This window comes from Streptomyces sp. NPDC058664, from assembly GCF_042716635.1.
Lineage (GTDB): Bacteria > Actinomycetota > Actinomycetes > Streptomycetales > Streptomycetaceae > Streptomyces.
Window position 1 is genome coordinate 20,017 of record NZ_JBHXRW010000073.1, and the last position, 13,036, is coordinate 33,052.

10 protein-coding genes are annotated in these 13,036 nt (G+C 72.8%); 5 read left to right on the plus strand and 5 right to left on the minus strand.

Translation table 11 applies throughout. The annotated features are described in order from the left end of the window. Positions 1-9 precede the first annotated feature (9 nt). The gene (locus ACFWUY_RS36025) at positions 10-1,131 is read left to right on the plus strand and encodes an AAA family ATPase (protein ID WP_384119965.1); all 1,122 of its coding nucleotides are present in this window, start codon (positions 10-12) and stop codon (positions 1,129-1,131) included. After that, on the plus strand, positions 1,128-4,124 hold the full coding sequence (locus ACFWUY_RS36030; protein WP_384119968.1) for a hypothetical protein: 2,997 nt from the start codon (positions 1,128-1,130) through the stop codon (positions 4,122-4,124). Before ACFWUY_RS36025 ends, ACFWUY_RS36030 begins: the two co-directional genes overlap by 4 nt. 66 nt (positions 4,125-4,190) lie before the next feature. Here ACFWUY_RS36030 and ACFWUY_RS36035 read toward each other — a convergent pair whose 3' ends face one another. The 3 genes from ACFWUY_RS36035 to ACFWUY_RS36045 form a co-directional block, all read right to left on the minus strand. Then, the gene (locus ACFWUY_RS36035; RefSeq protein ID WP_384119997.1) at positions 4,191-5,462 is read right to left on the minus strand and encodes a phytase; all 1,272 of its coding nucleotides are present in this window, start codon (positions 5,460-5,462) and stop codon (positions 4,191-4,193) included. Positions 5,463-5,671: 209 nt separating this feature from the next. Continuing rightward, entirely contained in the window at positions 5,672-6,982 is a 1,311-nt protein-coding gene (locus ACFWUY_RS36040; RefSeq protein ID WP_384119970.1) for a hypothetical protein, read from the minus strand. Between the two features lie 162 nt (positions 6,983-7,144). Then, entirely contained in the window at positions 7,145-8,026 is an 882-nt protein-coding gene (locus tag ACFWUY_RS36045; RefSeq protein WP_384119972.1) for a winged helix-turn-helix transcriptional regulator, read from the minus strand. A gap of 130 nt (positions 8,027-8,156) precedes the next feature. Between ACFWUY_RS36045 and ACFWUY_RS36050 the strand changes: the two genes are divergently transcribed. The 3 genes from ACFWUY_RS36050 to ACFWUY_RS36060 are packed head-to-tail and all read left to right on the plus strand — an operon-like array spanning position 8,157 to position 10,815. Continuing rightward, positions 8,157-8,960 carry an ABC transporter permease gene (locus tag ACFWUY_RS36050; RefSeq protein WP_384119975.1) on the plus strand — a complete coding sequence of 268 codons (804 nt, stop codon included), beginning with the start codon at positions 8,157-8,159 and terminating at the stop codon, positions 8,958-8,960. Beyond that, the gene (locus ACFWUY_RS36055; protein WP_384119978.1) at positions 8,960-9,988 is read left to right on the plus strand and encodes an ABC transporter ATP-binding protein; all 1,029 of its coding nucleotides are present in this window, start codon (positions 8,960-8,962) and stop codon (positions 9,986-9,988) included. Before ACFWUY_RS36050 ends, ACFWUY_RS36055 begins: the two co-directional genes overlap by 1 nt. Continuing rightward, positions 9,985-10,815: an ABC transporter permease gene (locus ACFWUY_RS36060; protein WP_384119981.1), complete on the plus strand. Its 831-nt coding sequence runs from the start codon at positions 9,985-9,987 to the stop codon at positions 10,813-10,815. The genes ACFWUY_RS36055 and ACFWUY_RS36060 overlap by 4 nt, the downstream gene beginning before the upstream one ends. A gap of 334 nt (positions 10,816-11,149) precedes the next feature. On the opposite strand, the gene bla is transcribed toward ACFWUY_RS36060, so the two are convergent. Further along, positions 11,150-12,097: a class A beta-lactamase gene (gene bla, locus ACFWUY_RS36065; protein ID WP_384119983.1), complete on the minus strand. Its 948-nt coding sequence runs from the start codon at positions 12,095-12,097 to the stop codon at positions 11,150-11,152. A gap of 72 nt (positions 12,098-12,169) precedes the next feature. Further along, on the minus strand, positions 12,170-12,799 hold the full coding sequence (thpR, locus tag ACFWUY_RS36070) for an RNA 2',3'-cyclic phosphodiesterase (RefSeq protein ID WP_384119986.1): 630 nt from the start codon (positions 12,797-12,799) through the stop codon (positions 12,170-12,172). Between the last annotated feature and the right edge of the window lie 237 nt (positions 12,800-13,036).

Below are 13,036 nucleotides of genomic sequence, written 5' to 3' on the forward strand. Positions count from 1 at the left end.
GCCCTCCCCATGTCCGACCTGCTCCGCGCTCCCGCCGAGATCAAGTACGCCGAGGAACTCGACTGGCTGGAGTCGATCGACGACAGTCCCAAGCCGTTCTCCTGGCGCCTCTCCCCGAAGATGGTCCGCCTGTTCGTCCTCGGATCCGAGCGCGCCGACGGCCTGGACCGGGAGGTGACGCAGAAGTGGTTCGGCGACCGCAGCTTCGTCGAGCGCTCCATCGTCACCCTCGCCTCCGACCGGGGCCTGCTCCTCATCGGCGACCCCGGCACCGGCAAGAGCTGGCTCGCCGAGCTCCTCTCGGCCGCGATCAGCCGCAACTCCACCCAGGTCGTCCAGGGCACCGCGGGCACCACCGAGGACCACATCAAGTACTCCTGGAACGTGTCCATGGTCATCGCCAAGGGCCAGTCCCGCGAGTCGATGATCCCCTCGCCGATCATGACCGCCATGGAGACCGGCACCATCGGCCGCTTCGAGGAACTCACCCGCTCCACCAGCGACGTCCAGGACGCGCTCATCTCGATCCTCTCCGAGAAGTACATCTCGGTCCCCGAACTCGACAGCGCCGACGGCGAGAACATCGTCTTCGCGAAGCCCGGCTTCTCGGTCATCGCCACCGCCAACAGCCGCGACCGGGGCGTCAACGACCTGTCCTCCGCGCTCAAGCGCCGGTTCAACTTCGTCCGCATCCCCGTCGTCACGAACAAGAAGAGCGAGGCGGAGATCGTCCGCTTCCGCACCGAGGAACTGCTGCGCCGGCACGCGATCGAGCTGGACGTGCCGCCGACCCTCCTCGACGTCCTCCTCCAGAGCTTCGCCGACCTGCGGGCCTCCGCCGCGGCGGCCGGCAGCGACGACGAGAAGCTGGAGTCCGCCCTCTCCACCGCCGAGCAGATCGGCGTACTGGAGGACGCGGTCCTGCACAGCGACTTCTTCGGCGAGCGCACCCTGACGGCCCGCGCCCTCGCCGCCTCGCTGGTCGGCACGCTCGCCCGCCGCGAGCCCGAGGACCTGGCCATCCTCAACAAGTACCTGCACGGTGTCGTCGAGCCGCGCGGCAAGGAGGAGGGCGGTTCCTGGCCCGAGTTCCTGGAGGGCGGCCGCGACGCGATCGCCAAGCTGTCATGACCGGGACCCCCGAGACCGAGACCGCCCCCGAGGCCACACCCCGGACCGAGGCCACACCCCGGACCGAGGCCGCACCCGCGACCGAGGCCGCCCCGCGGGGAACGGGTTTCGCCGCGCTGCGCGGTCAACTCCACGAGGCGGCGGCCGAGTTCGCCGGTGGCCGGGACGCCCTCGAAGGAATCCTGCTCGGCATGGTCGACGACGTCGACCGCGCCGCGGCCGAGCCGCTGGAGATCTTCCCCGTCTGCCACCACTCGCCCGCCTCCGCCCTCGCCATGGCCCGCCGACTGCGCGAGAAGCGGCCCAAGGTCGTGTACCTGGAACTGTGCGAGGACATGGCGCCGCTCCTCACCGAGCTGCGCAACTGCCGGCTGCCGGTCGCGGTGCAGGCCTTCGCGAGCGACATCGACGGCTTCCCGCCCGACTGGGCCCCGCTCTCCGTCGTCGCCCCCGTCACCGAGGCCTCCGCCGAGTACCAGGCCATCGCCTACGCCCTCGACACGCCCGGCGTGGAGCTGGTCCTCGTCGACCGCTCCTCCGACCACGTCTTCCAGTGGGACACCCGGCACGACCGGCCGGGGGAGCCGTCCACCGAACCCGCGGACCCGTCCGCCGAACCCGAGGCCGCCCTGCACGGCGAGGCCGTCGGCGTCGAGATCGGCGACCTGAGGCCCCGCTTCGCCGAGCTGGAGGAGCACCTGCTGCGCCACGGCAAGGTGCGGCACTGGTCGGAGTGGTGGCACCAGTACGTCGAGGTCCCGCTCGGCGACAGCGACCACGACACCTACCGCCAGGTCATGTTCCTCATCGGCAGCCTGTTCCGGCGGCTCGCCCCCGGCCGGGGGGACCGGGTCCGCGTCGACGAGGACCGCGAGCGCCACATGTGGACCCGGATGCGCGAGCACCTGGCCGCGACCGGCACCGATCCGGCGGACTGCCTCTACGTGTGCGGCGCCTTCCACGCGGCCAGCCGCGTCGAGGAGTTCGGCGTGCACGGCACCGGCGACTTCACCGTCTCCCCGCGCACCGCCACGACCTGGCAGTACGGACTCATCCCGTCCAGCCACGCGGCGATCGAGGCGCAGTTCGGCCTCGCCCCGGGCTCCGTGTCCATCGCGGCGACGGAGTGGGCCAAGAACCTCAAGCGCACCGAGGTCGAGCCGTACCGCCTCGAGGGGCAGGCCGGCGCCAGGAAGCCGCGCCCCGCGAGGACGGCGGCGAAGCCCGCCGCGCCCGCGCCCGGCCCCGTACCCCTGGAGGACCGGCTCTCCGGCTTCCTCCAGCAGCCCCCCGCCCTGCACACCCTGGACGAGGCCGAACTGCTCGGCTGGTCCGTGGACGTCGTCCGCGCCGCCCGCCGCAGCGGCTACCTCGCCTCCACCGCCGACGCGATCGCCGTCTTCGAGACGTCGATCCTGCTCGCCGCCCTCCGGGACCGGGCCAAGCCCACCCCGTACGACTTCCAGGACGCGGCGGTCACCTGCATCGAGAAGGACGCCGTCCCCGGCCGCCGGGACGTGCGCCGGCTCGTCGAGATCATGATGGGCGGCGACCGGATCGGCCAGGTCGGCTACGAGGCGCTGCCGCCGCTCGCCCGCGACGTCCACGACCGGCTGGCGCCGCTGGCACTGAACCTCCAGCAGCGCGGAGTACGCCGAGCCCTGCTCGACATGGCGTCCCGGCCGGAGCTCCGGGCCTGCTCGGACGTCTTGTGGATGCTGCGCCGCCTCCTCCCACCGGGCGCCGCACGCACGGTGATGGGGGAGCGGCGGCTCGGCGAGCGGTCGATCCAGGAGTCGTGGGACCTGTCGCTCGGCACCCACCAGCGGGCACTCATCGAACTCGGCTACGAGGGGGTCAGCCTGGAGCAGGTGCTCGAACAGCGCCTGCGCCGCACCGCCTACGGGCCCAGGGCCACGACGGCGGAGGTCCTCGCGGCCGTCGAGGACGCGACGCTCCACCTCGGCGGCGGGCGCCTCGCCGACGAACTCGGCACGCGCGCCCTCGACGTCCTGGCGGCCGAACGCACCGTGGACGGGGCACCGGAGGTGCTGCGCCGGGTGCGGGGCCTCCTGGCGTACTACCGCACCGGCGAACCGGTGCTGCCCCCGTGGATCCGGTCCTTCGTCAGGACCGGGTACGCCCACTACTGCACGCTGCTCCCGACGGCGTTCCGCGACGAGGACGCGACCGTCGGGCAGGTGGCGGCGATGCTGGGCTTCCTGTTCGGCATGGAGGGCCTGGCCCTGTCGCTGGGCTGTGACAGGACGCAGCTGGAACTGGCGGTGGCGCAGTCGCACCCGGGGGACCAGGCGAAGACGGCACTGCTGTGGGCCGCGCGGGTCCAGCTCGGCACCCTCTCCCGCGACGAGCTGCGCGGGCGCTGCGACGAACTCCTCGCCAACCCCCTCGCGGTGCCCTCCTACCCGCGCTACCTCAGCGGTTTCGTGCACGCCCTCGAGCCGGTGCCGGGGCTCGCGGACGTGGTGGTGGAAGCCGTGTCGAACGCCTTCGGCCGACTGCCCGACGCCGTGCTGCTGCCGTGGCTGCCGACCCTCGTCACCACACTCCGGTCGAACGCGGCGGAGCTGGCGCCCCTGCTCATCCGCGAGGCGGGCCGCGTCTTCCCCGGGCGCCTCGCGGCCCTGGACGCCTGGGTCCCGCCGTGGCGCGTACCGACCGAGCGGCAGCCCGTCCCGTCGACCGCGGCGCCGCGCGGTGCGGCGCTGCTCCCGGCGTATCCGGAGACGTGCGACGCGCTGGCCGGAATCCTGGGCTCCACGGACCCGTGGGCCCCGGAGGACGGGCGGTCCGCCGGGCCGAGGGGTGCGGCGCTGCTCTTCACCCACCGGGCCGCCTGCGACGCGGTGGCGGACCTCCTCGGGAGACGCGACCCGTGGGAGCCGGCCGGTCCGACGGTCGGCTCCCCGGCCCTGACGGTCCGCCACCCGGCCACCGCCCACGCGGTGGCGGCGCTCCTGACGGGCCGGTGAGACGACACCGGCCGCCGGGCCGGGAGCGGCGCCGGCGGCCGGTGTGGGCAGGGGCCGGGACGAGGGTCAGTCGTCCAGGGCGTCGAGGACGGTGCCGAGGTCGACGAACTTGAAGTTGGTCGCCGGCCGGTCGCCGTCGCCCGGGGCGTCGTGGCCGTCCTGCACGACGAGGAGGCCGTTGGGGTACTTCGAGCCGAGGGGGGCGTTCAGGACCGCGGCGCCGTCGCACTCCTCGGAGCCGTCGAGGGTGCTGTTCACGGGGGCGACGCGGAAGCCGCCCTCGTACTCGTTGGCGTCCTCGAGCTCGCGGTCGTAGGCGGCGAAGGTGTTGTCGCCCTGGCTGGAGGCGAGGAGGTAGCCGTCACCGTCGGACTCGGTGAGCAGCGTCAGGCCCTCGACGTCGGCGCTGATCTTCGTGCCGCCGTAGCCGGGGTCGGCACCGGGCGTGCACTCCTCGGTCTCCTCGTCGTACACCCCGGGGACGCCGTACTCGCGGACCTTGTCGATCAGCTTCGGTGTGCCGGTGAGGTCGGCGCGCAGACGCCAGATGCCGATGTCCTCCTGGCCGGCGTAGAGGGTGCCGTCGGCCGGGTCGACGACCATGCCCTCGACCTGCGGCAGCTCGTCCGGCTCGGCGCACGGGGACCACGAGGTGCCGTCGGGCAGGCGGAACGAGGAGGGGAGGTCCAGGGTCCGGACCGTGCGGTAGGTGACCGTGCCGGTCGCCGTCGGGAGGAGTTCGAGCAGCGTGATGCTGGTCCGCTCGCGGCGGCTGACCAGGGCGAAGGACTTCCCGGTCGCCGGGTCGGTCCAGGTCGCGAGCCCGTAGGCGGTGCGCTGGTCGTTGATCTCGGCCTGGTCCTTCGAGAACACGGGCGGTGCGGCGGGGTCCGTGACGTCGGTCAGCGGTCCGCCGACGCGGTCGCGGTCGATGCGGTAGAACCGCAGCCGGTCGTGGCCGCGGTCGCTGGTGACGGCCAGGTCGGCCCGGCCGGAGGAGAGCCGCAGACCGTGGACGAGGTCCACGTTGTTGAAGCGGCCCGGGGCGTCGTCCTCACCGGCGGCGGGGGGCGCGGCTATCGACTGCACCGGACGCGCGTCCAGGTCGTAGACGCGCAGGCCGCCCTCCTTGGCGGTCGCGATCACGAGACTGCGGCCCGGGGCGGCGGCGTTGCGCCAGATGGCGGGGTCGTCCGCGTCGGCGTTGCCGCCCGCGTCGTCGTCGTGCAGGACCGGCGTCTCCGCACGGGGCGTCACGGCGGGCAGGTCGCTGCCGGAGGTGCGGTGGTGGGCCTGGGCCGGCACGGCGAGGGCCGCTGCCGCGAGTGCCGTGGCCATGACGAGCACGACTGACCGGGCGGTGGTGGGGCGAGTCACGCAACTCTCCTCTGCAGGGGGTGTTCGGTCCTGCGTGAGCGTGCTGCCCGTCCATGTCGGTACGGCGCCACCGGGTGACCGGGGGCCGGAAGTCCAGGTGTACGTGTGATGAACCGCCGCCCGGACCGCGACACGTGTCGCGGTCCGGGCGGCGGCGTGCCCGTCGGTACTCAGGCGGGGTTCTTCACGTTCGCCAGGTAGGTGGCGCCGCCGAGGCAGTCACGCACCTCGTAGCGGGGCGCGACGGACCCGGTCCAGCGGAGGAACCCGGTCGCTCCGGTCGCGGTCGGCATGTCGATGAAGCGGCACCCGTCGTACAGCAGCTTGCCCGCCGTCGTCGCCGTGGACCCGGTCGTCACCTGGTGCGAGCCCATCAGTCCGCAGTCCACGTAACGCACCATCGGACCGCGGGCACCGTTCGCGTCGAAGTCGTACACGTGGGTGACCGCGTTCGGCGCCCAGGACTTGAAGCTGAGGGCCGTGTCGTCGCACGACTCGAAGGTGATGTTCCCCTTGTACCAGCGGGAGTCGATCACCTTGTGGCCGACGCCGCGCAGCTCGAAGCGGATGCCCTGGGCGTACAGGCGGGTCACGGAGTCGGCGCGGGTGGTCGCGTCGGCGGTGAGCTGGAAGAACGTGCCGTTCGACGCGGCGTCGGTGAGGATGTAGGACCCGCCGACGAAGTTCATCGAGCCGCCCCGGTTGTTCTTCACGAACACACCCGACTGGTACTCCACCTTGCAGTCACGGAACCAGTAGTTGAGGAACTGGTCCTGCTGCGTCGCCGCCGGGGTCATCCCCATGACGAGGAAGGCGTCGGAGTAGGAGCCGCCGACCTGGCAGTGGTCCCAGCCCATCTCGCTGTTCAGGTTGGACGTCGTGGCCGGGCCGTCCAGACCGATGCCGCGCTTCCAGCTGCCGCGCCACTCGACGTCCGTGTACCAGGTGTCCTGGACGCCGTAGTCGGCCGAGGAGTAGGCGTAGTTGAAGCTCGACGTGGCGTTGGTGCTCGTGAAGGTGAGCCCGGACATCCGGATGTTCTTGTAGCGCTGGTAGTTCGTCCACAGTGTGGTGTCGTCGGCCGCCGGCGAGTACACGATCCGGGACAGCCGCTTGCCGTAGCCGGTGATCGACACGCCGTCGACGATGCCGCCGTTGCCCTCGCCGTCGACGTTCGGCAGCAGCGAGTCCGGCTGCGTCAGCAGATAGGTGCCGGGCGGGATGACCAGGACCTTCTTCGGGATCGCTCCCGAGATGGGACCGGGCTGGAACGAGGCCAGCACCTCGGCGGCGGCCGCGCGGAACGCGGCGTCGCTGGCGGTGGCGCCGGTCGGGTCGGCGCCCTTGCTGATGACGTCGACGCTGTACGGGTCGTCCCCGGAACCCGCCGCGTACGCCGGGCCGCTCCCCATCGCCACGGCTCCCACCGTCGCGCCGGCGCCGGCCGTGGCCAGGCCGCGCATGACGGAACGTCGATCCATGCCTCTGGTCATTCTGCCCCCAATGTAATGATCACGAGAAAGACGGAACATCGGACCATGTCGGAGACGTGAACGCAAGATCGTTTTTTCACCCGGCCGGTGCGGCGGTCGTCGCGCGCGTGACGGCGGCTCACCGGAGGAGGAGCGTCCGGGTGGGCATCGTCACTCCGACGCGACCGCGGCACCCTCGCGCCACGCGGTCTCCACGGCCGCCGGGATGTCGGTGACCGGGAACTGCGCGTGCCGCACGGTCCGTTCGCGGTCCAGCACGAGGACCGCCCGCTTCAGCCGGAGGGCCTGGCCCGCGCGGAACGTCGGCAGCCGCAGCGCCGCCGAGAGCCGGCTGTCCATGTCGGAGAGCAGCGGGAAGGGAATCCGCTCGGCCTCCGCGAACGCCCGCTGTTCGTCGGGACGTTGGGTGCTGACGCCGTGGACCGCGACGCCGGCCGCCGTGAACCGCTCGTACGCCTCCCGGAAGAGACGGTTCTCCAGGGTGCATCCCGTCGTGCCGGGAATGTCCGGCCAGTTGTCCGGCAGGGGACCGGGCCGGCCGGTCGCCGGGTAGCAGAAGAGGACGGTGGCGCCGGCCGCGCCGTCGACCGGGTCGAGCGCCGCGCCCGTGTGGGCGGGCAGCGTGAGCCGGGGCAGCCTGGTGCCGGGCAGGTCGTGGACCCGGTGGGCCTCGGCGCTCCGCTCGTCGGCGGAGGCGGTGAGGGACCCGTCACCGAGCAGCCAGCGGTCGGCCCAGTCCTGCATGGAGACCAGGACCGGGAGCAGCGCGCGACCGGCGTCGCTCAGCCGGTACTCGAACCTCACCGGTCCCTCCTGGTACGGGACCTTGTCGAGGACCCCGCTGTCGACGAGGTGGTTCAGCCGCTCGGTGAGGACCTTGCGGGAGATGTCCAGTTCGCGCTGGAGCTCGTCGAAGCGGTGCCGTCCGCGTGCGGTCTCGCGGACGAGGAGCAGGCTCCACCAGTCGCCGACGACGGCCGCGGCCTGCGCGATGGCGCAGTCGGCGTCGCGGTCGGGCACGGCTCGTGCCATGACGTGTCCTCCTCGTTCGGGTAGCCGGTCCATCTTGCGTCATCGAGTGAGTTCCCGATAGAAACTCACTCTAAGTTCCCATAGGAAACTCACTCGCGGGGTTCCTGTACGAGGGGGAGGGATCCGTTTCATGCCCACAGCCCGGGCAACCGCCTGGCGCACCTGGCAGATGACCCGCCGCGCCTATCCGTGGACGTACGCCGTCGGCACCGTCCTGCCCGCCGCGCTCACCATCGCACTCGCCTTCTTCGGCTTCCACGCCATCGGCGGCGGAGCCGTCGGCGCCGACTTCGCCGCCGGCAGCGGCACCACCGCCTACCTCGCCTACATCGTGGTCGGCACGACGGCCTTCCACTTCGCCGTCCGGCTGATCCTCTGGTCCGCCAAGGCACTCATCACCGAACAGCGCCAGGGCACGCTCGGCGCGCTGCTGATCGCCCCCGCCGGCCGCCTGCCCTACCTCCTCGGCTTCACCGCCTTCGCGGTGCTCAGCAGCATCCTCGAGTTCCTGACCCTCGGCCTGGTCGTCGCCGCCCTCGGCATCACCGTGCCGGTCTCCTCCGTGCCGGGCGCGCTGCTCGGCGGCCTCGCCCTGACCGGCGCCGTCTTCGCGCTCTCGGTCGGCCTCGGCGGACTGATGATCGCGGCGGGGGAGGCCCACATCTCACAGAACACCGTCTTCGTCGTGCTCGGCCTCGTCGGCGGCTTCACCTTCCCGCGCGACCACCTGCCCGAGCCGGTGCGCTGGTTCGCCGAACTGCTCCCCACCACCTCGGCGATGGACGTCGTGCACGGCAGCTTCACCGGTGGCCACTCCCTCCCGGAACTCCTCCCGAGGCTGGCCGTCAGCGCCGTCCTCAGCTGCGCCTACCTCCTCCTGGGACTGACCTGTCTGCCGCGGGCCGAAGCCCGTGCCGTCGAAAGGACCTACTGATGACCACGGCGATCGAAGTCCGCGGCCTGCGCAAGGACTTCCCCGTACGGGACAAGGGCCTCTTCGGCCCCCGCGCCCTCAAGCGCGCCGTCGACGGCCTCGACCTCGACATTCCGCGCGGCCGCGTCACCGGCCTCCTCGGCCTCAACGGCGCCGGCAAGACCACCACCATCAAGATCCTCGCCACGCTCCTGCGGCCCAGCGCCGGCACCGTGCGCGTCGACGGCCTGGACGCGGTCACCGATGCCCGCGCCGTACGCCGCCGCATCAACCTCATCGCCGGCGGCGAACGCATGGTCTACACCCGGATGACCGGCCGCGAGAACCTCTGGTACTTCGGCCAGCTCTACGACGTCCCGAAGGCCGAACTGCGCCGCAGGACCGGTGAACTCCTCGACCTCGTCGGCCTGACCGACGCCGCCGACACCATGGTCGAGCGGTACTCGCGCGGCATGACCCAGCGGCTCGCCATCGCCCGTGGCCTCGTCAACCGCCCCGACTACCTCCTTCTCGACGAACCGACCCTGGGGCTCGACGCCCCGATCGCCCGCGACCTGCGCCGCGTCGTCGCCGACCTGGCCGCCCACGACGGCACCGGAGTGCTGCTGACCTCGCACTACCTGGCCGAGGTCGAGGAACTCTGCGGCCATGTGTACGTGATCTCCGCCGGCCGCCACCTCGCCCAGGGCAGCCCGGCCGGACTGAAGGCCGCGACCGGCAGCCACCGTACGGTCCGCCTCACCGTCACCGACCCCACCGACCGCGTCCGGGCCGTCGCGGACGCCTTCGGAGCCACCCGCGAACCCCTCCCCGACGGTGCGGAACTGTTCACCCTGCGCCACCCCGACGACATGGCCGGTCCGCTGACGGCGGCGGTGGTCGGGGCCGGCGGATCCATCGGCGGCCTGGAGATCGCCGAGGCCACCCTGGAGGACGCGATCCTCACACTCGCCGAGACGGGCGAGGCGGCCCTCACGACGACCGTGGAGGCATCCCGCGCGGCGGGGGCCGGGGGCGACGTCCGGTGAACCACCTCCGCCACGCCCTGCGGGTCTTCGCCGCGGAAACGCTCAAGCAGCACCGGCGGCTCTTCGGCCAGCCGCTCGTCGTGTTCTCGATGCTGGTCTGGCCGATCCTCCAGCTGGCCACGACCTACCACACCCTGCGGCCCGTCGCCACGGCCTCCCGGGCCGCCGAGAACTGGCCGCTCGCCGCCGACCCCGAGCGCCTCCTCGCCTTCCTGGCCACGGGCACCCTCGCGTACGCCTTCTTCTTCTCCCTCGTCCAGAGCGCCTGGCACCTCTCCTTCGAACGGACCACCGGCACCCTGGAGCTGCTCTTCCTCTCCCCGGCGGGCCGCCTCACCCTGATGATCGCCAACGGAGCCGGCGCGCTCCTCCAGAACGCCTGGCTGCTCACCTGCTTCACCGTCGTGGCCCTGACCGGCTTCGGCACCCTGTCCGTCTCGGCCTGGTGGATGTACGGCGTCGTGCTCCTGGCCCTGCTGATCCCGGCGGTGGCGTGGGGCGCGTTCCTCAACAGCCTGCTGGTGTTCTCCCGGGACTCGGCCTTCCTGTACACGATCCTCGACGAGCCGCTCTGGTTCGTCTCGGGCGTCCGCCTCCCGCACTTCGCCCTGCCGGCCGCCGTCCAGGTCGTCGGCGCGGTCTTCCCGCTCACCGGCAGTCTGCTCGCGGTCCGCGGCGCGCTCCTCGAACACCGCACGGCGGGCGAACTCGCCCCGACCCTTCTCGGCCTGGGGGCGCTGAGCGCCCTGCTCCTCGTGGCGGCCGCGCTGATCCTGCGGGTGGGCGAGGCACGGGCCCGGCGTACGGGCGCCCTGAGCCTGGCCTGACGGGTCCGGCCCGCCGCCCCGGCGACCGGAGATTCGCCGGCCGGAGATCCGGCAGCCCGACGGCCGGTGGGGGAGGGCCGCCGGAAACGCGGACGACCCGTGGGCCTTGGTCCCGTCCGCTCGAGTTCGGACGGGAGCCGGCCGGATTACCGGCGGCCCACGGGTCGGGTGACTGCGTGGTTTTCGGCAGATGGCCTGCCGAGGTGCACAGAGTGCGACGGCAGGCCGTTAGCCCGCAGTCACCTCACGAATCCGAAAAGAAACCATTTCCCGGATCACCTCCTTTCAGCGTGTGCCCACAGCCTAGGAAAGCCCGGGACGGCGCTCAACCCATTTATTCGAGCTGTTTCCCGGGACGTGGCCGGCCGAGCTCCGCCGCCAGCAGGGCGGCCGCCTCGGCCACCAGCGCGTCGACGGGCGCCGCGTCCTCCTCGGACCGCGTCGTCATCACGGCGAGCAGGACCGGGCCGCCGCCCGGCGGCCAGGCGACACCGACGTCGTTGCTGCCGCCGTACCGGCCGCTCCCCGTCTTGTCCGCGAGGAGCCAGCCGGCGGGCAGCCCCTTCCGGAACCGCTCGTCGCTGGTGGTGTTGGCGAGCATCCAGCCGGTCAGCCGTTCCCGGTCCCGGCCCGGCAGGGCGTCGCCGAGCACGAGCCGCCCGTACGTCCGGCCGATGGCGCGGGGCGTGCTGGTGTCGGTCCTCCGCCAGGGCTCCGCCGAGTTCACCTCGGGCTCCCAGCGGTCGACCCGCGTCCTGCCGTCACCGATCGACCGGGCGAACCGCGTGACCGCGGTCGGGCCGCCGAGCTCGCGGAGCAGCAGGTTCGCCGCGGTGTTGTCGCTGTGGCGCAGGGCGGCGTCGCAGAGCTCGCCGACGGTCATCCCGTGGGCGAGGTTCCCGGGCAGTCCGGTCCTGGGGGACCAGCCCGACCGCTCGACGTACGCCTCGGCGTAGCGGATGCGCCGCGCCAGGAACGTGCCGTCGTGATCGAGGTCGCGCAGCACGGCCGCGACGGCGAGCGTCTTGAAGAGCGAGCACATCGGGAAACGCTCGTCCGCGCGGTACGCCACCGAGGTTCCCGACCGCACGTCGTGGGCGAACACGCCAAGCCGGGCGGAGTGCCGCCGCTCCAGCTCCCGCAGCCGCGCGACGAGGTCCTTCCCGCCGGGAGAGGAGGCGTACGCCGAGCCGCCGAGCGGTGACGCGGAGGCGAGAGCGGCACCGGCGCCGAGCGCGAGAGCGGTGCGACGGGACGGGGTGAGACCGGAGTCGGACACCATGATTCCCTTTCCGGAGTGGTGATCACCGCACAGGGAAACACGCCCGGAGGACTCCGGAGGCCGCGACACCGCCTACGCGCACGTCCCCTGTCCACCGAACGGCCAGGACTCGATGTCCTGGTACCGGATGGGGCCGGGGCCCCGGCCGAAATCACTGCCGACGAGGTGGAGGCGTTCGGCCCGCCACCGACGGCCGGTGAAGCCGGCGAGGCCGGCGGCGACGTCCGGCACGCAGGCCGGATCGTCGCGGCGGGCACGGCCCAGCGTCAGGTGGGGGCGCAGCGGCCGCTCCTCGAAGGGGACACCACACTCCCTGACCACCGTACGGACGTCGGCGGCGAGCCGGTGCAGTCCCTCCAGGTCACCGTCGACACCGCTCCACAGCACCCGCCCGTCGAAGTGCCCGCCGCCGCGCAGGGCCAGTTCGACCGGCCGGCGCGAAGCCGCGAGGTCCGCGAGCGGCGGACGCAGGAGCGGAACGGTCCCGACCGGGAGCTCACCGAGGAACGCCAGCGTGATGTGCCAGTCCTCGACGCGGTTCCACCGCATCCGGGGGTACGTCTCGTACGCGGCGCGCAGTTCCCGCTCGAGCTCCTCCTTCGCCTCGTCGGGCGGGGCGAGGGCGATGAAGACGCGCACGGTCGCGGCCCGGTCCCGGTCGTTCCCACCGGGCTTCGTCCCCTGTCCGCGTGCCTGCGTCATCGTCCGTTCCCCGCTCGCCGTACGTCCGGCGTCCCTCGATCCGCGTCCTACGGCCCGTGTCCCACCGGACCCGATGTCGCCTCCCGGCTCCGCGGGTGTCCGGCGACGGCGGCCGTGCCGAGGCGAGGGTACGTGGTGGGGGGGGCGGGGCCCCCGCGCCGGGCCGGGGGCGGGCCCCCCCCGCCGCCGCCCGCGCCGCCCGGGCGGGTCGTCCAGGGGCCGCCCGGGGACCCGGGG

What these genes read in the sequence shown, in the direction of transcription:
- bla (WP_384119983.1), bottom strand. Translation starts at nt 12,097, where the DNA reads ATGGTGTCCGACTCCGGTCTCACCCCGTCCCGTCGCACCGCTCTCGCG.
- ACFWUY_RS36055 (WP_384119978.1), top strand. Translation starts at nt 8,960, where the DNA reads ATGACCACGGCGATCGAAGTCCGCGGCCTGCGCAAGGACTTCCCCGTA.
- ACFWUY_RS36045 (WP_384119972.1), bottom strand. Translation starts at nt 8,026, where the DNA reads ATGGCACGAGCCGTGCCCGACCGCGACGCCGACTGCGCCATCGCGCAG.
- ACFWUY_RS36025 (WP_384119965.1), top strand. Translation starts at nt 10, where the DNA reads ATGTCCGACCTGCTCCGCGCTCCCGCCGAGATCAAGTACGCCGAGGAA.
- ACFWUY_RS36035 (WP_384119997.1), bottom strand. Translation starts at nt 5,462, where the DNA reads ATGGCCACGGCACTCGCGGCAGCGGCCCTCGCCGTGCCGGCCCAGGCC.
- ACFWUY_RS36030 (WP_384119968.1), top strand. Translation starts at nt 1,128, where the DNA reads ATGACCGGGACCCCCGAGACCGAGACCGCCCCCGAGGCCACACCCCGG.
- ACFWUY_RS36050 (WP_384119975.1), top strand. Translation starts at nt 8,157, where the DNA reads ATGCCCACAGCCCGGGCAACCGCCTGGCGCACCTGGCAGATGACCCGC.
- thpR (WP_384119986.1), bottom strand. Translation starts at nt 12,799, where the DNA reads ATGACGCAGGCACGCGGACAGGGGACGAAGCCCGGTGGGAACGACCGG.
- ACFWUY_RS36040 (WP_384119970.1), bottom strand. Translation starts at nt 6,982, where the DNA reads ATGGATCGACGTTCCGTCATGCGCGGCCTGGCCACGGCCGGCGCCGGC.